The sequence below is a fragment of the Breoghania sp. genome, from assembly GCF_963674635.1.
Lineage (GTDB): Bacteria > Pseudomonadota > Alphaproteobacteria > Rhizobiales > Stappiaceae > Breoghania.
In genome coordinates this window covers 1,649,927-1,675,249 of record NZ_OY771475.1, presented here as the reverse complement: position 1 = coordinate 1,675,249, position 25,323 = coordinate 1,649,927, and the positions used below count along the sequence as shown (strand labels likewise).

At 62.5% G+C, this 25,323-nt stretch carries 19 protein-coding genes; 9 read left to right on the top strand and 10 right to left on the bottom strand.

Features of this window, described 5'->3' with window-relative positions; genetic code table 11:
- Positions 1-312: 312 nt before the first annotated feature.
- The 4 genes from ABGM93_RS07325 to ABGM93_RS07310 all read right to left on the bottom strand — a co-directional run bounded on the left by ABGM93_RS07325 (position 313) and on the right by ABGM93_RS07310 (position 4,899).
- Complete coding sequence (locus tag ABGM93_RS07325; RefSeq protein ID WP_321504847.1) at positions 313-1,425, bottom strand: AbrB family transcriptional regulator; 1,113 nt, start codon at positions 1,423-1,425, stop codon at positions 313-315.
- 281 nt (positions 1,426-1,706) lie between these two features.
- A complete protein-coding gene (locus ABGM93_RS07320; RefSeq protein ID WP_319775751.1) occupies positions 1,707-2,633 on the bottom strand; it encodes a prephenate/arogenate dehydrogenase family protein in 927 nt (308 codons plus the stop codon).
- A gap of 188 nt (positions 2,634-2,821) precedes the next feature.
- Positions 2,822-3,943 (bottom strand): histidinol-phosphate transaminase, encoded by a 1,122-nt coding sequence (gene hisC, locus ABGM93_RS07315; RefSeq protein WP_321504845.1) that lies wholly within the window; start codon positions 3,941-3,943, stop codon positions 2,822-2,824.
- Between the two features lie 86 nt (positions 3,944-4,029).
- The gene (locus ABGM93_RS07310; RefSeq protein ID WP_321504843.1) at positions 4,030-4,899 is read right to left on the bottom strand and encodes a chorismate mutase; all 870 of its coding nucleotides are present in this window, start codon (positions 4,897-4,899) and stop codon (positions 4,030-4,032) included.
- Positions 4,900-5,510: 611 nt separating this feature from the next.
- Here ABGM93_RS07310 and ABGM93_RS07305 point away from each other — a divergent pair.
- Both ABGM93_RS07305 and metW read left to right on the top strand, forming a co-directional pair.
- Positions 5,511-6,770 carry a homoserine O-acetyltransferase gene (locus tag ABGM93_RS07305; protein ID WP_321504841.1) on the top strand — a complete coding sequence of 420 codons (1,260 nt, stop codon included), beginning with the start codon at positions 5,511-5,513 and terminating at the stop codon, positions 6,768-6,770.
- Positions 6,763-7,383, top strand: coding sequence for a methionine biosynthesis protein MetW (metW, locus tag ABGM93_RS07300; RefSeq protein WP_321504839.1), 621 nt, complete (start codon positions 6,763-6,765; stop codon positions 7,381-7,383). Before ABGM93_RS07305 ends, metW begins: the two co-directional genes overlap by 8 nt.
- Before the next feature lie 2 nt (positions 7,384-7,385).
- On the opposite strand, the gene ABGM93_RS07295 is transcribed toward metW, so the two are convergent.
- The gene (locus ABGM93_RS07295; protein WP_321505778.1) at positions 7,386-8,174 is read right to left on the bottom strand and encodes a class I SAM-dependent methyltransferase; all 789 of its coding nucleotides are present in this window, start codon (positions 8,172-8,174) and stop codon (positions 7,386-7,388) included.
- A gap of 321 nt (positions 8,175-8,495) precedes the next feature.
- On the opposite strand from ABGM93_RS07295, the gene gloB reads away from it, so the two are divergent.
- Both gloB and ABGM93_RS07285 read left to right on the top strand, forming a co-directional pair.
- A complete protein-coding gene (gene gloB / locus ABGM93_RS07290) occupies positions 8,496-9,269 on the top strand; it encodes a hydroxyacylglutathione hydrolase (protein WP_321504838.1) in 774 nt (257 codons plus the stop codon).
- A gap of 70 nt (positions 9,270-9,339) precedes the next feature.
- Positions 9,340-9,789 carry a cupin domain-containing protein gene (locus ABGM93_RS07285; RefSeq protein ID WP_321504836.1) on the top strand — a complete coding sequence of 150 codons (450 nt, stop codon included), beginning with the start codon at positions 9,340-9,342 and terminating at the stop codon, positions 9,787-9,789.
- A 20-nt stretch (positions 9,790-9,809) separates the two neighbouring features.
- On the opposite strand, the gene ABGM93_RS07280 is transcribed toward ABGM93_RS07285, so the two are convergent.
- Positions 9,810-11,348 carry a glucan biosynthesis protein gene (locus ABGM93_RS07280; protein WP_321504834.1) on the bottom strand — a complete coding sequence of 513 codons (1,539 nt, stop codon included), beginning with the start codon at positions 11,346-11,348 and terminating at the stop codon, positions 9,810-9,812.
- Positions 11,349-11,649: 301 nt separating this feature from the next.
- On the opposite strand from ABGM93_RS07280, the gene ABGM93_RS07275 reads away from it, so the two are divergent.
- On the top strand, positions 11,650-12,885 hold the full coding sequence (locus tag ABGM93_RS07275; protein WP_321504832.1) for an argininosuccinate synthase: 1,236 nt from the start codon (positions 11,650-11,652) through the stop codon (positions 12,883-12,885).
- Positions 12,886-13,000: 115 nt separating this feature from the next.
- Here the strand turns inward: ABGM93_RS07275 and ABGM93_RS07270 are convergent, their stop codons facing one another.
- The 4 genes from ABGM93_RS07270 to ABGM93_RS07255 form a co-directional block, all read right to left on the bottom strand.
- Complete coding sequence (locus ABGM93_RS07270; RefSeq protein ID WP_321504830.1) at positions 13,001-13,633, bottom strand: outer-membrane lipoprotein carrier protein LolA; 633 nt, start codon at positions 13,631-13,633, stop codon at positions 13,001-13,003.
- A 310-nt stretch (positions 13,634-13,943) separates the two neighbouring features.
- A complete protein-coding gene (locus tag ABGM93_RS07265) occupies positions 13,944-16,658 on the bottom strand; it encodes a DNA translocase FtsK 4TM domain-containing protein (RefSeq protein ID WP_321504828.1) in 2,715 nt (904 codons plus the stop codon).
- Between the two features lie 3 nt (positions 16,659-16,661).
- On the bottom strand, positions 16,662-17,888 hold the full coding sequence (locus ABGM93_RS07260; RefSeq protein WP_321504825.1) for an aminotransferase class I/II-fold pyridoxal phosphate-dependent enzyme: 1,227 nt from the start codon (positions 17,886-17,888) through the stop codon (positions 16,662-16,664).
- Positions 17,889-18,022: 134 nt separating this feature from the next.
- On the bottom strand, positions 18,023-18,310 hold the full coding sequence (locus tag ABGM93_RS07255; RefSeq protein ID WP_319775762.1) for a DUF1674 domain-containing protein: 288 nt from the start codon (positions 18,308-18,310) through the stop codon (positions 18,023-18,025).
- 177 nt (positions 18,311-18,487) lie between these two features.
- On the opposite strand from ABGM93_RS07255, the gene htpX reads away from it, so the two are divergent.
- The 4 genes from htpX to purH all read left to right on the top strand — a co-directional run bounded on the left by htpX (position 18,488) and on the right by purH (position 25,038).
- Positions 18,488-19,474 (top strand): zinc metalloprotease HtpX, encoded by a 987-nt coding sequence (gene htpX, locus ABGM93_RS07250; RefSeq protein ID WP_321504823.1) that lies wholly within the window; start codon positions 18,488-18,490, stop codon positions 19,472-19,474.
- A 303-nt stretch (positions 19,475-19,777) separates the two neighbouring features.
- The gene (locus tag ABGM93_RS07245; RefSeq protein ID WP_321504821.1) at positions 19,778-21,088 is read left to right on the top strand and encodes a transcription antitermination factor NusB; all 1,311 of its coding nucleotides are present in this window, start codon (positions 19,778-19,780) and stop codon (positions 21,086-21,088) included.
- Between the two features lie 417 nt (positions 21,089-21,505).
- Positions 21,506-23,260 (top strand): heparinase II/III family protein, encoded by a 1,755-nt coding sequence (locus ABGM93_RS07240; RefSeq protein WP_321504819.1) that lies wholly within the window; start codon positions 21,506-21,508, stop codon positions 23,258-23,260.
- A 161-nt stretch (positions 23,261-23,421) separates the two neighbouring features.
- A complete protein-coding gene (gene purH, locus ABGM93_RS07235) occupies positions 23,422-25,038 on the top strand; it encodes a bifunctional phosphoribosylaminoimidazolecarboxamide formyltransferase/IMP cyclohydrolase (protein WP_321504817.1) in 1,617 nt (538 codons plus the stop codon).
- Positions 25,039-25,323 lie beyond the last annotated feature (285 nt).

Sequence of the window (25,323 nt, the reverse complement as noted above, 5' to 3'; positions counted from 1 at the left end):
AACGGGGGTACGGCCCCGCAGGCCTGATTTGGGCGGCAGGGTCAGCGGAGACGTCCGCGGGTGTACCCATCCAGGGGGCAACGACGAGAACCGATTGCGCAGGACGCGGAAGTCGCGAAAAGGCGGTGGCCCCAGCTTTCTTGGGTGGGGCTTGGGAAATCCAAGTGCGCAAATGTCAGCTACAAGGCCTGTTCTGCGCCTCGCCCCGGGGCTTTGTCAATCTTAAAATGTGTATTTGAAAGCTAGCCCTTCGGCTAAGCATTTCCGCCGCATGGCGTGTTCTTGCCCGCCATGCCTGACGTTGCGGCGTGTTTAGCGGTTCATCCAACGCGAGACGAGCTGCGCGGTGAAGGGCCCCGTCAGCATGATCGCCAGGAAGCGGGCCATCTGCATGGCCATGACGAAAGGCACATTGATGTTGGCCGGGGCGGAGGCGGTGATGATGGCAATGGTATCGGCTCCGCCGGGGCTCATTGCGAGGTAAGCCGTCAGAGGATCAATGCCGGTCATGACCACAAGAATGGCCGAAAGCGCCCCGCACAGGCCGACAAGGATCACGATCGCGATGAGGATGCGCGGCGTCGCGCGTGCGGCGTGCCGGAGAACCGTTGCATCAAAGCGCAGGCCGATCGTCCAGCCGATCGCCACATAGGCAGCCGCCAGCAGCAGTGGCGGCAGTTCGAGCGTCAGCCATCCGGCTTCGAGAAGCGCCGCGCCCGCGACCATCGGAAACATGAACGAGATCGAGGGCAGCCGTACAATGCGGTGGACAATGATCGTGGCCGCAACGAGCCCGAGCGTTCCGGCAAGTCCGGCCGGATCGGGGAGGGCAAACCATGTGCTCGCACCGGTCGACGCGTCGCCCAGGTCCGCCCATATCCGCGCAACGACGGCGGCGAGCCCTGCCACGATGATCACGCGGGTATATTGCATGAAGGCGACAAGGCGGATGTCTGCGCCGAACTCCTCCGACATCAGCGTCATGACCTGCGCGGCCCCCGGTGATGATCCCCAGATGGCGGTCGTGCCGGGCAGGGTCTTCATGCGGGCAAGCGACCAGCCGAGAAAAAGCGAGGCGGCAAGTACCGAAACAACGCCGAAGACGAAGATTGGCCAGTCGTCGGCAACTTCCAGCATCACCGACAGGGACAGCGCGTGGGCGATCATGCAGCCGATCAGCGCCTGGGCCGCCATATAGGGCAGGCGCGGCATGGCGATCTGCCCGAAACGAAGGGCGATGATGATCGCTGCGACCATGGCTCCGAGAAGGATCGAGGCTGGAAGCCCCAGCAACTCCAGCACCACGACGATGGCGAGCGTCAGGGCGGTGAGACGTGCCCAGTCGCGCACACGAGCCGGTTTGGGATGGGGCTCCGCATCGGCAGGAGTTGAGGCATCGCCTTCGGAAGGAGCGGAGTGCGCCATTCGGGCTGGATCCTAATCCGGGGTCATTTCCGATGGCGGCGTTCGGACGTCGATCGGTCGGGGGCTTGGCGGCTTGGCCGCCCGAGAGGAGAGGTTCAGGAGCTATCCGGGCGGTGGCTAGAGTGGTGCGCGCACCGGTCAGGATCGGCGATAGCAAGGCTCGGGCAAGGGCGCAAGAGGCTGGCGCGCCGCAGCGGGCCGCAAGCGGTTGACCAGAGTGTGGCCGGCGCCCAAAGAGCAGGAGGACGGCGCGGGCAGGGGCCGCGCCGTCCCATAACCTGTTACTCGCCAGGCTCTTTCGCGTGACGGCCGAAATCGGGGGCATCCGTTTCCTGGCCGGCCTCGATGATGTTGCGGCGGATATAGCGCGTGCGTTCAAACGCCTTGAACAGCGCATCCCCGTCACCCCAGCGCACGGCGCGCTGGAGAGCGGCAAGCTCTTCGGTGAAACGTCCAAGCATCTCCAGGACAGCTTCCTTGTTGTTCAGGAAGACGTCGCGCCACATGGTTGGATCGGACGCCGCAAGGCGGGTGGAATCGCGAAAGCCACCGGCGGAATACTTGATTACTTCCGACTGTGTCACCGTTTCCAGATCCCGCGCGGTGCCCACAAGATTGAAGGCGATGAGGTGCGGCAGATGCGAGGTGATGGCGAGCACACGATCGTGGCGCTGTGCGTCCATCTCATCGATATCGCTGCCCAGTCCCTCCCAGAAGCCGCGAAGGCGAGCAACCGCCTCCGGATCGCTGCCGGGAAGCGGGGTGATCAGGCACCAGCGGTTTTCGAAGAGCTCTGCGAAACCGGCGTCGGGGCCGGACTGCTCGGTGCCCGCGATCGGGTGGGCGGGGATGAAATGCACGCCGTCCGGCACATGCGGCTTGACGCTCTTCACCACAGCTTCCTTGACCGATCCGACATCGGATAGGATCGCGCCGGGCGCGAGCGAGGGAGCGATCCACTTCGCCACCGCGCCACACGCGCCCACCGGTACGCACAGGATGACCAGATCCGCGCCTTCAACCGCTTGCCCTGCATCCAGATAATATCGGTCGCCAAGTCCTAGTGCTTTTGCGCGCTCAAGGGTCGCCTCGGAGCGCGTCGAAATGACGATCTCCTGTGCGAGTTCCTTGCGGCGCGCCGCCAGGGCAATGGATGAACCGATCAGGCCGATGCCGATCAGGGTAAGGCGTTTGAAGGGGGTCGTCATGGTTCCGTTCGTTTGAGCTAGTGTCTCCGCCCACCGGTTGGTGGGCGTGAGCATAGGCTCTTAAACGGGGACGGAGCGCATGGCTAGGCTCAGTCTGAATAAATGAACGGGTCCGGGAATTTAAAAAGGACCGCACACGATCTGCACGTGCGGTCCTGACTTCGGGGTATCGGCATGAGCCTGTTGGCTCAGGCGAGAAATTCCTTCAGGTTCTCGATCACAACCCGATTGGCTTCTTCCGAGCCGATGGTCATGCGCAGGGCGTTGGGCAGGCCATAGTTGTCCACCCGGCGCAGCACACAGCCGCGCTGGAGCAGGAACGCATCGGCTTCCGCCGCCCGCTTGCCCGGTACATCGGGGAAGTGGATCAGAATGAAATTGGCGACGCTCGGCGTCACCGTCAGCCCCAACGCCTCCATCTGTTCGCTTACCCACGGCAGCCAGGTGTCGTTGTGATCGAGCGCCTTTTCCAGGAACGCGCGGTCTTCCACCGCGGCGATGCCTGCCGCCATGGCGGCGGCCGACACGTTGAAGGGCCCGCGGATGCGGTTCAGGACTTCGATGATGGCCGCGGGGCCATAGCACCAGCCAAGACGCAGCGCTGCAAGGCCATAGACCTTGGAAAATGTGCGCGCCATGACGACATTCTCGGCCGTCGCTGCAAGCTCCATTCCCGCCGCATAGTCGTTGCGGCGGCAATATTCCGCGTAAGCCGCATCGAGCACCAGGATCACGTTGCCCGGAAGGCCCGCGTGCAGGCGGCGTACTTCGTCAAACGGCAGGTAGGTGCCGGTCGGATTGCTCGGATTGGCGATGAACACCATCCGGGTCTTCTCGGTGACGGCTGCCAGAATGGCGTCCACATCGTTGGTCAGATCCTTTTCCGGCACCACGACCGGCGTCGCACCGCAGGACTTGATCGCAATCGGGTAGACGAGGAAGCCGTGCTCGCAATAGATCGCTTCGTCGCCGTCAGCCAGATAGGCCTGTGCCAGAAGGTTCAGGATCTCGTCGGAGCCCGCGCCGCACACGATGCGGTCGGGATTGATGCCGTGGATGGACCCAATGGCTTCACGCAACGCGGTGGCGCTTCCATCGGGATAGATCGCCAGCCGGTCGGCCTCCAGCCTGAAGGCCTCCACCGCGTTCGGGCTCGGGCCCAACGGGGTTTCGTTTGAGGACAGCTTGTAGGTGGGGCCAGTGCCCGTTCCCTTGTGCGCGCCCGCCTTGTAGGGCGCGATATCGAGAACGCCGGTACGGGGGGTGGGGCGAAGATTGGCGGTCTGTGCAGAATTTTCGGCGGTCGTCATGTCTAGTCTAGCTCCGGAAGCGCCGCGTCGTGCGGGCCGTGGCCGGACAGTCCGGTGCTCAAAGGCCGGATCTGCCGGAACACTCTCTAAAAGTCGTCGTCTCCATCGTCATCGAGGTCGATGGCGGCGGCATAGCCGCCCACTTCACGCAAACGGCCAGGCTCGACGCCGGCCTGTTCCAGAAGGGAGGTGACGGATGCAGCATCCATGTCGGAAGGCACCGCGATCAGCGCGTCGGTGCCTTCCCCGATATGTCGGGCGAGGATCTCGATGCCGGCCTCTGTGAGTGCGTTTTCTGCACGATGGCCGCTCACGGCCCAGCTTGCGTCATAGACGGCGATGTCCGGTTCGCCGGGTTCGCTGACCTTCGGCGAGATCACAAGCGCGGGCAGGTCCGCCGGGCGGCCCGTCTGCTGCAGGAAGGGAAGGCGCGCCAGAATCCGCGGGCCTGCGCCGCCAAGCGTGCGCCACCACGGCGTGAGCGCATTGCGGTTCAGCGCGACGACACCCAGATCCGTCGTGGATTCTGCAATAGCCGCGATAACCGATTCCGGGTCATCCGCATCGATGAGATCGAGTGAGAAGCCGAAATAGAAACGGGCCGTGTCGCGCATCGCCAACGGATCGGCGCTGCCGTCCAGATGCACGACATAATCGGCCTGAAGGCGGGTGAAGGTGGAGATGATCACGCGCCAGATATTCTCAACCGTGATGATCGGCAGTGTGCCCTCATGGCGCTCCACCAGACGACGCATCATATCGGCTTCGCGGAGGGGGCGGAACGCAGCGCCGGTCGGCGTGGAATCCGCGCCAGACTGGGTCCCCTTTGCCGCGACCAGCGCATCGATGATCGTTGAGCGCTCCATAAGCAGGCCGTGAATATCGGCATCGATCACATCAATGCGCGCGCGCAGTTCGGCCAGCTTGTCGTGTTCGGTCGTCGGTCCTGAAGGCATGAGGCGGTCCGGTGTTCGTGTCTTGTTGTCGGAAGAAAAAGGCTGTCTGGTCGTTCTCGTCGGTATGCGCTCGCGCACTCCGAAATAGGGCGCTGTCACCCCTTGTACCAGTCTTCGCTGGCGTCTCCCTCCCTCAGCGTGGCACACCCGTCCCCGGGCTTGCCCGCCATTCTTCACCGTCGGGCTGAAAACTGCTTGTCCGTCATCACGCCGCCGCCTCGCCCGCTTCCATGCGGGGCTGGACGTCTGAGGTCGTCGGACGGTGTGAGCCGCAGTCTTCCATGCCATTCGGAAGGGTTCTTCATAGGCAAGGCGGCGTACGAAATCAAAAGGAAAACGGCAAGGCGGCGGAGGTTTGAAGCGGCTCGCGGGGCAGGGGGTCGCGCATGTATGCCAATAGTGTTATGTCTGCAACTTGTGACAAGACAAGTGCGCCGCAACATACGCATCCCTCCATCTGGGTGCCAACCGCTTGCGCCGCCAGATTCGCGTGAGCCCCTATATTGACACCGCGAACTGGCGCAGCCTAGGTAATCGACCGTCAATCCAGTTGGAAACACCAGCTTGAAGCCGGTGTTTTCCAGTATCGCAAAGCGGGATCCATTACGAAAATGACATCGCAAGACGGCGAGGCCATTTCCGACGCGGCGCGGCTGCGCGAGGCGGACGAACCGTCGAGCCCGGTGATGCGGTTTGGCAAGGACAAACCGTTGCGGCTCGATGCCGGCGTTGACCTTGCCCCCTGGCAGATCGCGTACCAGACCTACGGTACGCTCAACGCTGACAAGTCCAACGCAATCCTCATCTGTCATGCCCTGACCGGCGATCAGTATGTGGCCTCCACCAATCCGTTGACCGGCAAACCCGGTTGGTGGTCGATGATGGTCGGTCCCGGCAAGCCTGTTGATACGGATCGCTATTTCGTCATCTGCGCCAACGTTCTGGGCGGCTGTATGGGAACCACGGGCCCTGCCTCCACCAATCCGGAGACCGGCAAGGCCTGGGCGCTCGACATGCCGTTGGTGACGATCCGCGACATGGTGCGTTCGCAGGCCATGCTCGTCGACGCGCTGGGTATCGACACGCTCTTCGCGGTGATCGGCGGTTCCATGGGCGGCATGCAGGTGTTGCAATGGGCAGCGAGCTATCCCGAGCGGGTCTTCTCCGCCGCTTGCCTGTGCGCCGGAGCTCGCCATTCCTCGCAGAACATCGCCTTTCACGAGGTCGGCCGACAGGCGATCATGGCCGACCCCGACTGGCGCCGCGGCAGTTATCTGGAATTCGGCGCGCGCCCGACGCATGGGTTGGCGATCGCGCGCATGGCGGCACATGTCACCTATATGTCCGACCAGTCGCTTCACCGGAAATTCGGCCGTTCCCTTCAGGATCGCGATGAGATCACCTTCGGTTTCGACGCCGATTTCCAGATCGAGAGCTATCTGCGCCATCAGGGCATGACCTTCGTCGACCGTTTCGATGCCAATTCGTATCTCTATGTGACGCGCGCGATGGACTATTTCGATCTGGCCGGGGAGTGCAATGGCGTGCTGGCCGATGTTTTCCGCGGCTCCAGCACGCGTTTCTGCATCGCGTCAGTCAACAGCGACTGGCTGTTTCCGACGTCAGAAAGCCGCGCTGTGGTTCATGCGCTGAACGCGGTGGCTGGTAGTGTCTCTTTCGTGGAGATCGACAGCCCGCGCGGCCATGACGCTTTCCTGCTGGATGAGCCGGAGCTTTTCAACATGGTGCGCGGCTTTCTGAAAGGGGCCGCCGGTGCGCGGGGCATTCCTGCGCCGGGGCCAGACAGCGGGGCGGAGTTGGGGGCATGTGCGCCCGCGCCGCAATGCGGGGAGGTCAAGGCAGATGGCTGATGCACCCATGACCGAAACCCGCGTCGATCACAAGGTGATCGCGGAACTGGTGAAGCCGAACTCGCGTGTGCTCGATGTCGGCTGCGGTGACGGCGCGCTGCTTCAGTTGCTGGCGACGACCAAGGGGGCGGATGCCCGTGGCATCGAAATCTCGCATGCGGGCGTGAATTCCTGCGTTGCGCGCGGGCTTTCCGTCATTCAGGGCGATGCTGATGAGGATCTGCCAGCCTATCCCGACGGTTCCTTCGACTATGTCATTCTCAGCCAGACGCTTCAGGCGACCTGGGACCCGAAGGAAGTCGTGAGCCACCTCCTGCGCATTGGCGGCCACGTCATCGTGTCATTCCCGAATTTCGGTTACTGGCAGAACCGGCTGCATCTGCTCTTCAAGGGCAGGATGCCGGTTACCGACTACTTGCCCTATTCCTGGTATGACACGCCGAACATCCACTTCTGCACCATCCGTGATTTCGTGGAGTTGACGCGGGAGCTGGGTTGCACGGTGGAACAGGCCGTGGCGCTCAATGGCAATGGCCAGCGCATCCCGCTCAAGGCTCCCTGGTGGCTGTGGAACCTGATCGGCGAACAGGCGGTGTTTCTCCTCAGAAAGTGAGGTCAGTCCCGCTCTGGGCGGGTCAGAGGCGCTTGCGGCGTATGCCGCGAGGTGCCGGCCGTGCCTGTCGGTGAGCTGTCGGAAACGAAGACCGGGCGCAGGATGTGCGCAGCCTTGCGGGCGCCTTTCGGGATCGTCTGATAGATCTGTTTCTCAGCCTCGACCACGAGAACTCCGGCAAAGGCGGGCCAGAGCTGGCGACCGATGCGTTCAAGGCCGCTGGCGGAGCGCAAAAGCACACGGGAGCGCAGTGGCGGCACATGCAGCGCGCTGGTGGCGGCTGTCGGGCGGAAACGGGTTTCGCGCAGGAAAGCTGAAAGCTGGCCCTTGGAAAAGGGCCTGCCATATCCGAAGGGCGTCGTTTCAAGCTGAGACCAGAGCGAGCGGCGGTTCGGCACGACCACCAGAATGCGTCCGCCGGGCACGAGCACCCGCCAGGTTTCACGCAGCACCGCGATGGAATCGTTCGACAGGTCGAGCGTATGAACAAGCAGTGCGCGATCGATGCAGGCATCGGGAAGCGGCAGACTGCATTCATCGACCAGAAGGGCCTGGTTGGGGGCGCCGAGGGGCCATTGCATGACACCTTGCGGGGCCGGCATTGCGGCGAGCAGGCGTTCCGCCTGACCAATATAGGGGTCGATGTAAGGTTGCGGGAAACCAAGCGACAAGACGCGCATTCCACTCAGGTTCGGCCACTGTGTGTGAACGGCATCGCCGACGATCGTCCGTACGAGCTGGCCGAGCGGTTGCTCGTAAAACCGTTTCATGTCGAGCACGTCGAGATACATCAGGGTCACCGCCAGGCTCGACAGGCGCGTGTGCCTGTCGCCAAAACATGTCGCCGCCGGGTCTGATTCCGTTTTCCCGGTTCACTCGGCGCCGATTGAACCGACTTGTGCCCGCACATGCAATCACTGCTTGTTGGCAATTGTTTTGTTGGGCGAAAGCGTCGCAATACTCAATGGTCGAATATCCTGTAACCTTACGACCGGTTGCGGGTTTCGGCATCCCGATTGCAATCGCATGCCCTTGCAAAATGGGCGGAGTGTGGTCATTTCCTGCATGTCGCAGGAAACGAAATCTTGGACGTCCAACGAGGGAGAGCGAATATGGGTTCGCTGGAAATCCGCCAGTTCATGTGCCTCAACGACAATTTCGGTGTGCTTGCGCATGATCCCGAGACAGGGGCCACCTTCGCTGTCGATGTCCCTGATGCGAATGCGGTCATGGCCGAACTCGATGCTGCGGGCTGGAAGCTTACGCATATCCTGATCACCCACCACCACGCCGATCACACGCAAGGTCTGGCGGCGCTGAAGGCGCAAACGGGGGCCTTCGTCATCGGTCCAGCAAAATCAGCGGATCGCGTAGGGCGCTTCGATCAAAGCGTCGATGATGGCGACGTCGTGCCCTTTGGCAGCGATAAAATCCACTGCATCGCCACTCCGGGCCACACGCTCGACGAGATTTCCTACTGGCTGCCGGACGCAGGTGTCGCCTTCACCGGCGATACGCTTTTCGCAATGGGATGCGGGCGGCTGCTTGAAGGTTCGGCTGAGGTGATGTGGGCTTCGCTGGAAAAGCTCATCAACAAGCTTCCCTCGGACACCCGTATCTATTGCGGTCATGAATATACGCTTGCCAATGCGCGCTTTGCGGTGTCGGTCGATCCGGCCAATGCGGCGCTGGCGGACAGGCTGGCGGAAGTGGAAGCCCTGCGCGCAGCGGGCAAGCCGACGCTTCCAACCACTCTGGCTCTCGAGATGCAGACAAATCCCTTTCTGCGTGTAAAGGACGCGGAGCTTCAGGAAGCGGTTGGTCTGGCGGGCGCACCAGCGACCGAAGTTTTTGCCGAGGTTCGCAGACGCAAGGACAGCTTCTAGGTTTCCCTGGCCGAGCAGTGCATGGTTTCATACGAACCATGCAGGGGGCCCAAAGCGGAGGAATGACGCGATGGCCGGATCCAACCTGGACCTGAGTGTGGAAGACGTGGTGCGGCAACTGAACCTGAAGCCGCATCCCGAGGGGGGCTTCTATCGCGAGACCTTCCGGGACGCGGTCTCTTTGCAAGGTCGGGCCCGCTCAACCGCAATCTATTTCCTGGTCCCCTCAGGCATCATCACACACTGGCACAAGGTCGATGCGGTGGAGGTCTGGCACTACTATGCCGGTGCCCCGCTGACGCTCAGCCTCTCGGACGGCAAAACCAAGCAGGAGATCACGCTTGGGCCGAACATAGCTGCCTGCCAACAGCCGCAGGCCGTTGTTCCCGAAGGGATCTGGCAGCAAGCGGAAACGCTCGGAACCTGGACACTGGTCGGGTGCACCGTCGCCCCCGGCTTCGAATTCGACGGCTTCGAGCTTGCCGCTGACGGGTGGGAGCCCGGAAAGAAGCCCGACTAGGGGCTTTCCTTGACTGGGCGTTATCGCGTTACCAGATCGTGGGTGAGCTGGCCAAGCCAGGTCTCGCTGATCACGTCAGCGCCGCGACGCAGATAAACACGCGCCTCCACGGGGTCGTGCTCCGGTGCACGGGCATCGAAAACCAGCCGCCAGCGACCTGTCCCGACGATGGGCAGTGCATAGGCATTGCTCGGCTCGCCCGTGGACAACTCCACGACGGGTTTGACGCCTGAGTTCTGGGTCAGGTCCTTTATTGCGGGACCTTCGAAATCGATAACGACCTTGATCTGGTCTTTGGGCCGCGGTTGGCCGGGCACGCCGCCTTGGCCGACGCGCGTGGCAACGACCCGCGAGCCGTTTTCGGGTGTCGGATGGCGGTCGGCCCATGTCATGCGGTAGGCGAGCGAAAGCTCGCTTCCCGCCTCGGGCATCTCAGCCGGGGTCCAGTAGGCGACGATATTGTCGAAGATCTCGTCGTCTGTGGGGATTTCGACAAGCTGCACCGCGCCCGCACCGAAGGGACGCAGCGGCTCGATCCACACCGAGGGACGCTTGTCGTAGAAGACGCCGTCATCCTGATAGTTGGCAAAATCCCGGTCCCGTTGGGCAAGGCCGAAGCCTTTCACATCGGGTGTGGAGAAGGTCGAGGTGCGAACCGTGACGGGATTGTTGAGCGGACGCCAGATGCGCTCGCCATTGCCGGCAACGATTGCCAGCCCGTCCGTGTCGTGAACCTCTGGCCGCCAGTCAAGGGCGGTCGCACGGTTGGTCTCCGAATACCAGTACATGGAAGTCAGAGGGGCGATGCCCAGCCGCTCCACGCTCTTGCGGAAAAACAACCGGCTGTCCACGTCGATGATCTGGCCTGTGCCGTCCTTGTTGGTCAGCGCCATTTTGTAGGCCCCGGTGACCGAAGGCGAATTGAGCAGCGCATAAATGACGATGGTCTGGCCGTCCTTTTCCGGCGGCGCGAGCCAGAAGGCGGAAAAACGGGGGAATTCCTCCGGTGTGGCAAGACCGGTATCGATGGCAAGCCCTCGGCTGGACTGACCATACTGATGCGACTGGCCGTCGGTTCTGAAATAGCTGGCGCCCAGATAGGAGATCCAGTCTGTCTTGAGGTCCGCGCGCATGATGCGGAAACCGGCAAACCCGATGTCATCGGGCAACGCGCGGGCAGGGCTGTCTGCTGGCATCTCGAAGGCATCGGGCGAAAAAAGCACCTCGTGCGCCTCCTCGCCCACCACCTTGTAGAGCTGCACCGGGTCCTTGAAATAGCGCCCGGGATGGAAAAACTGTACCGGGGCGTCGGGCGAAACAAAGATCGTCTCGGTTGGCTTGAAGCGGATCTGCCAGTGGGCGTCGTAGTCGATCTTTTCCAGCGTTTCCGAGGCGCGAACCTTAGAGGCCTCGTAGGGCTTTGCAGCGAGCGCGCGGGCTTGAGCGATCACGGTGTCGAAACTGAATGGCGCGGGCGGGCCGAGCTTGAGTGATGGCGCGCTTGCCTGCGCGTGTGCTGTGCAGGCGACAAGGGCGAGGGCTGTCAGGATGCGAAGCATGGAAGATATCTCGAACAGGGAGGGCGGCCGGAGGATACGCCACCGAGAGGGATTGTCGTCAGCAAGAAAAACGCAGGCATAATGGCTCCAGCAAGGCAGCGGCTAGGCTTTGTTGCGCCTGTTCAGGCAATTCTTGCAGGATCGAGGCCTGTGCGGCCGGGCCGGCCCGCGCCAATTGCGGTGACGGGCTTTTCCATAGCTTTCGTTGCCCCCTTGCGCCACAGCCACGCTTGGCTACAGTGCGGCGGAATTTTCCAAAGGGGGCGGCAGCTTGCGCCCTTCATCAGATTGGACGTTACCCATGGCGCTTGAAGAAAAGAAAAAGGGCGATATCAAGAAGGTTGTGCTGGCCTATTCGGGCGGTCTCGACACTTCCATCATCCTGAAGTGGCTGCAGACCGAATATGGCTGCGAGGTGGTGACCTTCACCGCCGATCTCGGTCAGGGCGAAGAGCTTGAGCCCGCACGGGCCAAGGCCGAGATGCTTGGCATCAAGGAAATCTACATCGACGACCTGCGCGAGGAATTCATCAAGGACTTCGTGTTCCCGATGTTCCGCGCCAATGCTGTCTATGAAGGCGTCTATCTGCTTGGCACCTCCATTGCCCGCCCGCTGATCTCCAAGCGTCTCATTGAGATCGCGCATGAGACCGGCGCCGACGCCATCGCACATGGCGCGACCGGCAAGGGCAACGATCAGGTTCGCTTCGAGCTGTCGGCCTATGCGCTTGATCCCGACATCAAGGTGATCGCGCCCTGGCGTGACTGGACCTTCAAGTCCCGCACCGATCTGATCGAGTTCGCCGAAAAGTGGCAGATCCCGGTTCCGCACGACAAGCGCGGCGAGGCCCCGTTCTCCGTCGATGCGAACATGCTGCACTCGTCTTCCGAGGGCAAGGTTCTGGAAGATCCGGCCGAGGAGCCGCCCGCCTATGTCTACCAGCGCACCGTCTCCCCGATGGATGCGCCGGACGTGGCGACCGAGATCGAGATCGGGTTCGAGAAGGGCGATGCGGTTTCGCTGAACGGCAAGGCCATGTCGCCCGCGACGCTCTTTGCCAAGCTCAACGACTATGGCCGCGATAACGGCATCGGCCGTATCGATCTCGTCGAAAACCGTTTCGTCGGCATGAAGTCGCGCGGCGTCTACGAGACCCCGGGTGGCACGATCCTGCTCCAGGCACACCGCGCCATCGAATCCATCACGCTCGACCGTGGCGCAGGCCACCTGAAGGACGAGCTGATGCCCCGCTACGCGGAGCTGATCTATAACGGCTTCTGGTTCTCGCCGGAGCGCGAAATGCTTCAGGCGGCCATCGACAAGTCGCAGGAAAACGTCACCGGCACCGTCAAGATGAAGCTCTACAAGGGCAATGTCATCGTGACCGGCCGCGCTTCGCCCTATTCGCTCTATTCCGAAGAGCTCGTCACTTTCGAGGACGATCAGGGCGCCTACGACCAGAAGGATGCCGCCGGCTTCATCAAGCTGAACGCCCTGCGGCTGCGTACCCTCGCCAAGCGCGATCGCATCAAGTAATTGGTGCGCCGCTGCCCGCGGCGAGACGGACAGAAAACAAAAAGGGCGACTGGCCGTTGGCCAGTCGCCCTTTTGCGTTTGGTACGTGCCGCCCTATGGCGGACAGCCATTTGTGCTATTCGCGGCTCTGCCGGGCATTGGCGAGATAGTCGATGACGAACATCTTGTTGTTCACTGCCACGCCCGTATTGACGTTGTAGATTGCCACAGACGTGTCGAGGCCCTGTTCGTCAGTCACCGTCCACTGCTTCAGATCCTGGGTCTGCGCATCGAAGATGAGCGTGAGCTTGCCCTGAACGAAGGTGCCGTCCTCGGTGATGATCACTGTCACCAGATCCGGTTCCACGGAAACGGAGGTAACATTCGCGTCGCTCGTCAGGTTGATATTGTCCGACAGCAGGAAGCGCAGCGGGGTCTTGGAGAGCGGCCAGATATCCTGCGTCTGGAGCTTGCGGTCCTTCACCGAGACGGATTTGCCGTCGGCGATGATGTCGATACGGGCAGGGGGCTTGTAGTGGAAGCGGATCTTGCCCGGTCGCGAAAGGTAGAACTGGCCTTCCGCGCGCTCGCCATTGGGGCCGAACTGGACGAAGTCGCCCGCCATGGTGCTGATACCGTTGAAGTAGCGGTTGATTTCTTCCAGCGTCTCGCGCTGCTTGGCGTTGAGCTGCGTGCTCGCGTCGGCGGCCGGCACTGCGATAAAGCCGAAAGCGAGGGTAAGCGTCGCGGCGATTATGCCAAGGCTCAACCTGCGCGATACCCGGGCCGGACGGGCTTTTGCTGTCTGGGTCCGCGTTGACCGGAATGCCATCAATAGTCTCTCCATCTGCGTCCGGGGGTGAACGAGACGCTGCGTATGCTTGTGGTGTCCGTTATCTGACAACACCCATCTCTGGCCGCTATCAGTTGGCTGTGGCGAATCTGGGGCGCGGCGTGTTCAAGTTTGACGTGTTGTGACGATCCTGTCTTCCCGATCCTCCCTGAGAAAACGGGTTGTTGTGCGGCTTGCCCAACGTCGAGACAAGGGGCCGCTCCAGCGGCCCCTGCACCGTCACGCCTCAGATGGTCTCTTCGCCGCCCACAAGAACCTCGCGCTTGCCCGCATGGTTGGCGCTGGAAATCACGCCTTCGTCTTCCATGCGCTCGATCAGCGAGGCGGCCCGGTTGTAGCCGATGGAAAGGCGACGCTGGATGTAGCTGGTGGAAGCCTTCTTGTCGCGGATCACGATGGCCACGGCCTTGTCGTAAAGCTCGTTGGATTCATCTCCTGAGCCGCCACCGGAAAGCATGTCATAGCTGCCTTCGCCCTCGCCGTCGTCCTCGGTGATGTTGTCCAGATACTGCGGCGTGCCTTGGGTCTTCAGGTGGGCGACGATGTCTTCCACCTCGCCATCGGAGACGAAGGGTCCGTGGACGCGCTGAATGCGGCCGCCACCGGCCATGTAGAGCATGTCGCCCATACCCAGAAGCTGCTCCGCGCCTTGTTCGCCAAGGATCGTGCGGCTGTCAATCTTGGACGTCACCTGGAAGGAGATACGGGTCGGGAAGTTCGCCTTGATCGTGCCGGTGATGACGTCAACGGAAGGACGCTGGGTCGCCATGATGATGTGGATACCGGCGGCACGCGCCATCTGCGCCAGACGCTGGATCGCGCCTTCGATGTCCTTGCCCGCCACCATCATCAGGTCGGCCATCTCGTCGACCACGACAATGATATAGGGCATCGGCTCCAGGTTCAGCTCTTCTTCCTCGAAGATCGCCTCACCGGTTTCGCGGTCAAAGCCGGTCTGAACGGTGCGGCGAATGATTTCGCCCTTCTTGGCAGCCTGGGCCACACGGGTGTTGAAGCCGTCGATGTTGCGCACACCGAGCTTCGACATGTTCTTGTAGCGCTGCTCCATCTCGCGCACGGTCCACTTCAGGGCGACGACCGCCTTCTTGGGATCCGTGACGACCGGGGTCAGCAGGTGCGGGATCCCGTCATAGACGGAGAGTTCCAGCATTTTCGGGTCGATCATGATCAGCTTGCACTGCTCGGGGTTCAGTTTGTAGAGCAGCGACAGGATCATGGTGTTAATGGCGACGGACTTGCCCGAGCCGGTGGTGCCTGCGACCAACAGATGCGGCATGCGCGCCAGATCCGCGATCACCGGTTCACCGCCGATGGTCTTGCCAAGCGTCAGTCCGAGCTTCGCCTTGGAATTCTCATAGTCGTGCGACGCGAGAAGCTCGCGCAGGAATACGGTCTCGCGGCGTTGGTTCGGCAGTTCGATGCCGATGGCGTTCTTGCCCGGAATGACCGCGACACGCGCGGAAATCGCCGACATGGAGCGTGCGATGTCATCCGCCAGACCGATGACGCGCGAGGACTTGATACCCGGTGCGGGTTCCAGTTCGTAGAGCGTGACTACGGGGCCGGGGCGCACATGCACGATCTCGCCGCGCACGCCGAAATCCTCCAGAACCCCTTCGAGGATGCGGGCGTTCTGTTCCAGGGCATCGGTTGAGATCGTCTGGTTCTTGCCGGGTGCCTTGGGTTCCGCCAGCAACGCCAAAGGCGGCAACTCGTAGCTTTCTACGCCGAGGAGCGACGGCTGCGCCTCGCGCACCACCCGCTTGCCCGGACGCGGACGCGGGGCAGGAGAGGCCACGCGACGGCTCGCCTCAACCACGGGACCGGCAATGCCGACAGGCTGACGCGCACCCTGATGGGCGGGCGGCGCGTCGTAACCGTCGTAATCGTCCTCGTCGTCCTCATAGGTCTGGAACCGGGTGTCGCCCTCGTCTTCGTCCTCATCGTCATAGTCGAAAGCGGCATCGGCACGCGCCAAGGCTTCGCTCAGTCCACCGCGCGGCTCCCGTCGGGCGTCGTGGTCGTAATGGTCGGTTTCTTCGCCCAGAAGTCTGTCGACGATCCAGCGGCGCCAGGAGCGGCGCGGGCGCACGTCGTCATCCTCGTCATCCCAATGATCGGAGATGCGGTCATGCCCATACTCCTGTCCGCGATCCTGCCAGCTCTCCTGACGGCGCTTGCGACCGGCAACCCGGCGCAGCAGTGCCCCCGCCATATAGCCCCAATGGGCAACGTGACCGAAGAAGGTCGAGAGCCGGCTGTCGCCGTCATCTTCATCCTCGTAATCGTCTTCCTCGTCTTCATAGAGGGGGGCGGTGACGTTGTTTTCGAATTGGGTTTCGCCGCGGCGCTGGTCGATCCAGCCGGAGGCGTGGAGCATCAGCACCAGCGCGGGAACGCCGAAGCCAAGGGCGCCAATCAGCCCGGCAAGGCTCTCCGGCACAAAAGCGGAAAGCGCCTGGGGCACGATATCGAGAAGATCTCCAAGAACGCCACCAAGGCCTGTCGGCAGTGGCCAGCTTTCGGGCACGGGCAGGGCGGCCAGGGCGCCCGCAGCGAGGAAGGTGCCGCCCATCCAGGTGAAGATCCGTTTGCGACGGATGCCGAGGCTCTTGCCCGCGACCAGTCGCCAGCCCCAGAGCACAACGGGAAACAGGAAAATGGCGGAGGAAAGCCCGATCATCTGCATGACGAGATCGGCGATGATCGCACCAGGGGTGCCGAGCGCGTTGCGAACGGTGGCGTCCGTGGCATGCGAGAGAGAGGGATCTTCTACCGACCATGTGGCAAGTGCAGCGGCCATGGCCGCGGCGCCCGCGATCAGCAGAAGCCCGCTTGCACCCGCAATGTTGCGCTTCAGGAGACGGCGGATGCGGTCTTCCGGCTCAACGAATCCGACGGAGGCTCGTGTGGTTCGCATGCTTTATTCCCCTGCGCCCCTTTCGTCGCCGAGAGCGGCGATACGTTCAAGGGCACGTCGTGTCGTGTCGATGTCTTCCACCATGGCGAGGCGGATGTAGTTGTCGCCCGGATTGGACCCGTCGGCCTGCGTATGAGCAAGATAAGCGCCCGGCACGACCTTCACGCCCTGTTCCAGCCACAGCCGTTTCGCCATCTCCACCCCACCGCCGAAGCGGGAGGCGTCCAGCCAGACGAAGAACCCGCCCTCAGGCCGGGTAAAGCCGAAGGAATTGCTCAAGACCCGTTCCGCCAGATCGAATTTCTCGTTGTAGAGGCGGCGGTTTTCTTCCACATGCGCCTCATCGGAAAAGGCGGCGACGCCCACGGCCTGTATCGGCATGGGGACCTGCGGGGCAGCGGAATTGCGGAACGTGGTCCACGTGGCCATGAAGTCCGGATCGCCCGCGGCGAACCCGCAACGAAGCCCGGCGAGATTTGATCGCTTCGAAAGCGAGTTGAACGCGACGATGTGGGACAGATCCCCGCCCATCGCCTTGGCCGCTTCCAGAACGCCGGTCGGCGGTGTGTGGCGGTAGATCTCCGAGTAGCACTCGTCGGCAAAGAGATAGAAATCGTGCTTGCGGGCCAGCTCGATCAGCCGCTGCCAATAGTCGAGCGGGGCAACTGCGCCTTGCGGATTGGCGGGCGAGGCGAAGAAAAATGCCACCGTGCGATCGAGGGTTGCGGAATCCAGTGCGTCGAGATCCGGCAGGAAACCGTTTTTCTCCGGCGCATCGAGATAGATCGCCTGAGCGCCTGCGCGCGCGGCGCCCAACGAGTATGGGTGGTAATAGGGGTTGGGCAGCAGCGCGACCGGGTTTTCCTTGCCCGTCATGTCGCAGGCGATGAATGTCGCGTTGAATAGCCCTTCGCGTGAGCCGTTGAGCGGCAGAATATGGATATTCGGGTCGATCAGCCCACCCAGATCGAAGCGCTTGTTCAGCCACTTCGCGATCGTCTGCCGGAAGGCATCCGTGCCACGGATCGCCGGGTAGCGCCGAAAATCATCGACGTTCGCGGCAAGGGTCGGGGCCACGAAATCGGGCAAGGCGTGTCGCGGCTCGCCGACGGTGAGCACGATCGGGTCCTGTCCGGGTTCGAGACCGGCAAGAAGGATGTTGAGACGCTCGAAGGCGGTGGCCGATTCGGGATCGGTCCCGCGCTGGGGAGCTGCCTTGGCTGAAGTCATTGTCGAACCGGGCGCACATGTTGGATCATTGATCCCTAAAACTAGCCCGGTAGAGGTTAAACCCCCATTAACCAAGGGGCGGCCTCTGCTCGCTTGATCCTGAGGGGGCAGCTGGCCCCGCTGAGCCGCCTGGATCAGAAATCGCTGGCGATGCCTTTTTTCTCCCAGTCGCCATAGCGGACGGGTTCCGGGCCGTTGCGGCCGTCAATTTCCTTTGGCAAATCAAGCGGCTTGGCGTTGCGGCGGCGTTCCTCCGCTTCCATCAGTGCGCGCTGGGCGGCAGGCGGCAGGTCTTCGAACCGGCGGCGCGGCGGCTCCGATTGCGCGTCCGTTTCGCCGCTCTTGCGGATCTCGGTCGCCCGGATCTCGCTCGTGCGGTTGGCATCTGCTGGCGCGGGGGAGGTGGGATTCGGATCGCTCATGAATTCAACCGTCTTTTCTTCGCCGAGGTTTCCGCCTATCGGCAGATTGAGCGGAAACTGCATGTGGAACGCAGGCCTGTCTTGCAGCCGGGCCTGTGCATTCCCATCATATAGCGCAGCCAATCGCCGTGTGCAGCCTCTCGCGCACCGGCAGTTTCAAACACGGGCAGCCAGAACATGAACTTTATTCGCACCGCAATGCTGCTTGCCGCCATGACGGCCCTGTTCATGGGCATGGGCTTTCTGATCGGTGGCACCGGCGGCATGATGATCGCCTTCCTGATCGCGCTCGCCATGAACTTCTTCAGCTACTGGAACGCGGACAAGATGGTGCTGCGCATGCACCACGCCCAGGAAGTGGATGAACGCAGCGCGCCCGAATATTACCGCCTCGTGGAACGGTTGGCGCGCAATGCGAACCTGCCGATGCCCAAGGTCTATATCGTCAACAACGACCAGCCGAACGCTTTCGCAACGGGCCGCAACCCCGAAAACGCCGCCGTCGCGGCGACCACCGGCTTGCTGCGCACACTGAATGCGGACGAGGTTGCTGGCGTGATGGCGCACGAACTTGCCCATGTGAAGAACCGCGACACGCTGACCATGACGATCACCGCCACCATTGCCGGCGCGATCTCCATGCTCGGCAACTTCGCCTTCTTCTTCGGCGGCAACCGAAACAATCCCTTGGGAATCGTGGGTGTTCTGGTCGCCATGATCGTCGCGCCCATGGCGGCGATGCTCGTTCAGATGGCGATCAGCCGGACCCGCGAATATGCCGCTGACCGGATGGGCGCGGAAATTTGTGGTCAGCCGCTTGCACTTGCCTCCGCTCTGAACAAGATTGCCGGCGGCGTTTCCCATATTCGCAACCGGGATGCGGAGCATGCGCCTGCAACGGCGCATATGTTCATCATCAACCCGCTGTCGGGCGAGAAGATGGACAATCTGTTCTCCACCCATCCGGCGACGCAGAACCGCATCGCGGCGTTGCAGGAAATCGACCGCGAGATGGGGGGACGCGGACGTGGACGCGCGCAGGCGAACCCGGCATATGGCTATGATGAGCCGTCAGCGGTGCGCCCGTGGGGAGATGCCAGCGAGGACGCGGGCCCGTGGGGGCGCGCCGATGATGATAGAGGGCCGCGCGGCCCTTGGGGCTGAGCCTTGCAAGAAGGCTGCGGCTGGGCCCACACGGACGAAGACAGGCTTTGATACGGATATGACACATTGAGCGCCGGAGACGGCAAGGGCCAGGCTGGCAAGGGGCCCCGCGGAACAGGCAATGGAAGCGGACCCGGGGGTGGTAAGCCCCGTGATGGCAAGTCCCGAGATGGCAAGCCCTCTGGCAACCGCTGGAGCGGAAAAGGGCCGACAGGCAAGGGCGCTCGTTCAGCTGGCGGAAAGCCCGGCAAAAAGTCTGGCGGCGAGGGCGGTTCTCGCCCCCGGCGGCGTGAGGCGCCGGGATTGCCCGCGCGGCGCACGGCGGTTACCATTCTCGGCAATGTCGTCCATCAGGGGAACATGCTCGCCGCTGAACTGGAGGGCCCCACGCGCAATCCGCATTATGGAGAGCTCGCCAACAACGACAAGGCGCTGGTGCGTGCCATCCTTGGCCTCGCGCTGCGTCGGCGCGGCGAGATCGCGGCCCTTCTGGAGCGCCTGCTCGACCGGCCAGTGCCTGAAAAGACTGGGCGCGTTCTCGATATCCTTCATGTGGCGATCACCCAGATCCTGTTCATGGATGTCGCCGACCATGCTGCCGTTTCGCTGGCGGTGGAAAATGCGGGAGCGGACAAGAAGGCCCGGCCCTACAAGGGGCTCATTAACGCGGTTCTACGCCGCTTGATCCGTGAGCGCGAAGAGCTTCAGGCAGGCCTTGACCCGCTCTTCCTGAACACACCCGAATGGCTCATGACGCGCTGGACGGCGTCCTATGGCGCTGAAACGGCACGCAGCATTGCCGCCGCGCATGTGGCTGAGCCGGGTCTCGATATCACCCTCAAGCCGGGGCTCGATGTCGGGGAATGGGCTGAGAAGCTCAACGCGAAGGTCATGCCGACCGGATCGCTGCGCATCGCCGAACCTGGCCGGGTGGAAGAACTTGCGGGCTACGATGAGGGCGCATGGTGGGTGCAGGATGCTGCCGCCGCCTTGCCCGCCCGCCTGCTGGGCGATGTGAGCGGCCTCAAGGTGGCCGATCTTTGTGCTGCACCGGGTGGCAAGACCGCACAGCTGGCCGCAGCTGGGGGGGATGTCGTTGCACTTGATATTTCCTCAACACGCCTGAACCGCGTCACTCGGAACCTGAAGCGGCTGAAGCTGAAGGCGCGGACGCTGGAGGCCGATCTTGGCACATGGGAGCCGGATGAGCCCTTCGATGCGATCCTGCTCGATGCACCATGCTCTGCGACCGGCACAGCGCGCCGACACCCGGACATGCCGTGGCTCAAGCGTGAAACCGATATTGCCGTTCTGGCGGAAATGCAGGGCCGTTTCCTGCGTCGCGCGATCCAGTGGCTGAAGCCCGGCGGCGTGCTCGTCTACTGCACCTGCTCTCTGGAGCCGGAAGAAGGGGAGAGGCAGATCGAAACCCTTCTCTCAGAGGACTTGCCCGTCGAACGCGCGCCGATCTCTGCAACCGAGTTTGCCGGACTGGACGGGCTCCTCACAGAGGCCGGCGATCTGCGCACTCTGCCGAACCTGTGGGCTTCTGAAGAACATCGGATGGGTGGGCTCGACGGTTTCTTTGCATGCCGTTTGAGACGCGTCAGCTGAACGCGGCAATCGTCACGAAAATCGATGGAACCGGAAGGCGCAGCGCATCAGTCTGCGCCTTCCGTTCGTTCTGGCCGTCTCCGCCGGTGATCGCAAGGCCTGTCGACCATCGCGAGGGCATGCGCGCATGTGGCGTTGTGCCCGCGTTCGGCAGGTGCCGGTCCCAGTTTGTAAACTGGCGTACGCACGAATGCCGTCGCGCTGGCATGGTTAAGTATAATTTAATGTGATGTCTTCATTTTTACATGATGACGGTAGTGGGTTCTGACGGTACGTCAGGTTGCAGCCCTCATGAAGGACGTCTCGTTCCGTAGGCGGCATGATCGGTCTTGTCGGCGGATCGGGGCATTGATGTTGGTGCCGCGAAGTTTTGGGGATGCCCGTTTGGCGGAAAACGTGACAGGAGGCAGTTCGGCGATGGCGCTCGAATCCATGTCCGATCAGGCACGGATTTGGCGACTGCTGGCTTCGCACGCCTGGCGCTGGCTGCTGCGCAAGGTTCACGGCGGCCCCTCCTCACTCCTGGGGACCCTCGGCGCGGTTCCCAACCGCCTGCTGATCGCGCCGCAGGATCTGCGCACGGCCGATCCCACCATCGCGGTCGATATCTATGCCGGTCGCTTCGTCTTTGCCGGGCATTTCGTCGAAGCGGGCGGTCAGTCGCCCTTTGAGGTCATTCCCCCGTCACCCGACTGGGCCCGTGCCTTGCACGGTTTCGGCTGGCTGCGTCATCTGCGCGCCGCGGAAACCGCCATGGCGCGTTCCAATGCCCGCGCCCTTATTGACGAATGGATCCGCCTTGTCGGGCGGCGCAACGCGATTGCCTGGGAACCTTCGGTCGTGGCTCGGCGCGTCCTGTCCTGGCTTTCCCAGTCGCCGCTGCTGCTTGAAAACTGCGACCGCGAGTTCTATCGCCGCTTCCTGAAATCGCTTGCCCGTCAGGTCCGCTACCTGCGCAAGACCATGAACGAAGCGCCTGACGGCATGCCGCGTCTGGTGGTCACCATGGCGGTCGCGGCCGCCTCCATTTCCATGTCGGGGCAGGGGCGTTTCGCCCGGCAGAGCCTGAAAAACCTCGACCACGAACTCACCCGGCAGATCCTGCCTGACGGCGGTCACGTGTCGCGCAATCCCGGCGCGGTTCTGGATATCCTCGCCGATCTTCTGCCCATTCGCCAGGCTTTCACCAGTCAGGGCGTCGCGCCCAGTCAGGCGATGATGGATGCAGTCGACCGGATGATGCCGATGATCCGGTTCTTCCGCATGGGGGATGGCTCTTTCGCGCATTTCAATGGTATGGGCGCGACGTCGGGAGATCTTGTCGCGACGGTGCTCGCCTATGACGACGCACGCGGAACCCCCCCCGCAGATGCGGCCCATTCCGGATATCAGCGGCTTGTCGCCGGAGACACGCTCCTGGTAATGGATACCGGTCGCCCGCCGCCGCCACCGCTCAGCCAGCTGGCGCATGCGGGGTGTCTGAGCTTTGAAATGTCCTCCGGTCGCAATCCGATCGTCGTCAATTGCGGCGTGTCGGGGAAGGGGCATGAGACCTGGCGCAAGGTGGCGCGCTCCACAGCGGCCCATTCCACGCTGGAATACAATTCCACCTCGTCTTGCCGCTTCATGGCGGCGGGCCAGCTCACCCGCTGGCTGGGGTCGCTCATCGTCTCCGGCCCGAGCGTCGTGCCGGTGCTGCGTGAGGAAGATGACGCAGGCATTCACATCAATGCCAGTCACAATGGTTACGCATCGCTTCGCATTCGCCATGAGCGTAGCGTCCGGCTTTCCAATGACGGCACTGTTCTGGAAGGCCGTGACAGGGTCGAACCGACCGGTTCTGCCCCGGTGGGCGATCAGGACCGCTATGTCGTCCGCTTTCACCTGCATCCGGGCGTCAAGGCGAGCCTTGTGCGCGGGGGCGGCGCGGTTCTGCTGATGTGCGCAGACGGAGAGGCGTGGGAGTTCACCGCGCCCGATGCGCAGGTTTCGCTGGAAGAATCCATCTATCTGTCCGACGTTCATGGCCACCGTCACACCGAGCAGATTGTCATCCATGAGCGTCTACGCCATCGCCGCGAGGTGCCCTGGGTGTTCCGCCGCACCGCGGCCGCAAGGCCCGTGCGCCGCCGTTCCAGCCTTGATGACGACGCAGCCGACATGCTGATCTGACGGATTTCCCGCGCCATGGCGGGGGCGTGCGGATAGGGTCGACTTGGTTTCTTTCCCATCGTTGGAGCGAAAGCCGCTCCGCGACCTTCCGGTGGTCGCGCATTCGTGCTAGAGCGCGACCATTCCAATTCCATGTCGCACTTTTCCACGAGGCTTCTTCCATGACCGTCGTGTCCAAGGCCGTTCCGGTTCCCGAATTGGTGACCGTCAAGCGGGCTCTGCTCTCCGTTTCCGACAAGACCGGGCTGATCGACTTTGCCCGCGCGCTCTCCGGCAAGGGTATCGAACTGGTATCCACCGGTGGTACGCGCAAGGCGATCGCCGATGCAGGTATTCCGGTCATCGATATCTCTGAGGTCACCGGTTTTCCGGAGATCATGGATGGTCGCGTGAAGACGCTGCATCCGAAGGTCCACGGTGGCCTTCTGGCTATTCGTGACGACACCGAGCATGCAAAGGCGATGGAAGATCACGCCATCGAGCGTATCGACCTGCTGGTCGTCAATCTCTATCCCTTCGAGGAAACTGTCGCCGCAGGCGCCGATGCCGCTACCATCATCGAGAATATCGATATCGGCGGCCCGGCCATGATCCGCGCGGGTGCCAAGAACCACGCCTATGTGTCCGTGGTCGTCGACCCGGCGGATTATGGGGCCGTTATCGAGGCGCTCAATGCCCATGACGGCAAGGTGCCGCTCCATGTGCGCCGCAAGCTGGCCGCGAAAGCCTTTTCGCGCACCGGGGCCTATGATGCCGCCGTCTCCGGCTGGTTCGCCGGTGAACTTGGCGACGCCACGCCCGACTATCGCGCCTTTGGCGGCAAGCTGAAGGAAGTGATGCGCTACGGCGAGAATCCGCACCAGAGGGCGGGTTTCTACCTCAATGGCGACAACCGTCCTGGTGTCGCAACCGCGCGTCAGCTCCAGGGCAAGCAGCTCTCCTACAACAACATCAACGACACCGACGCCGCCTTCGAGCTGGTCGCGGAGTTCGATCCTGCCCGCACCGCGGCCGTCGCCATCATCAAGCACGCCAATCCGTGCGGCGTGGCCGAGGGGGAAACGCTGGTGGATGCCTATCGCAAGGCGCTGGCCTGCGATCCGGTTTCGGCATTTGGCGGTATCGTCGCGCTGAACCGCAAACTGGATGCGGAAGCGGCCTCCGAGATCGTCAAGGTGTTCACCGAGGTGATCATTGCTCCCGATGCGGACGATGCAGCGGTTGAGATCATCGCCGCCAAGAAGAACCTGCGTCTGCTGCTGACCGGCGGCCTGCCGGATCCGCGTGCGGAGGGCACTTTCTTCAAGTCCGTCTCCGGTGGCATGCTGGTACAGTCGCGCGACAATGGCAGCATCGATGATCTCGATCTGAAAGTCGTCACCAAGCGTGCGCCGAGCGCGCAGGAACTGGCCGACCTCAAATTCGCCTTCCGCGTCGCAAAGCACGTCAAGTCCAACGCCATCGTCTACGTGAAGGACGGGGCGACCGTGGGGGTCGGCGCCGGCCAGATGAGCCGCGTGGACAGCGCCCGGATTGCTGCGCGCAAGGCTGAGGACGCTGCAGAAGCCGCAGGGCTTGCCGAGCCGCTCACCAAGGGTTGCGTGGTCGCGTCCGACGCCTTCTTCCCCTTCGCCGACGGTCTCCTGTCTGCCGCTGAAGCGGGCGCGACGGCGGTCATTCAGCCAGGCGGCTCGATGCGCGACGATGAAGTCATCAAGGCGGCTGATGAAGCGGGCCTCGCCATGGTCATGACGGGCATGCGCCACTTCCGTCACTGATTTGAGACGCTTTCGAATACGCCACATCTGAAATGTATCCCTCCCTTTCCTGCGGCAGATCGGAAAGGGGGGGTAGGTATAAAGGCGAACTATAGTAATAATGCGTATATAGCGATAATAAGCGCTCGAACACATGCAGTAGAGGATATATTTTTTATAGAACATTGTAATAAATGCCTATAATAATAGTCTAGAATAGAAATATATTTAACGAATAGAGGTTACCTTCTTCTCCGAAGATATCTGACCGTGCCGGTATAGGCTTGGTAGAATTGCGGAGATACT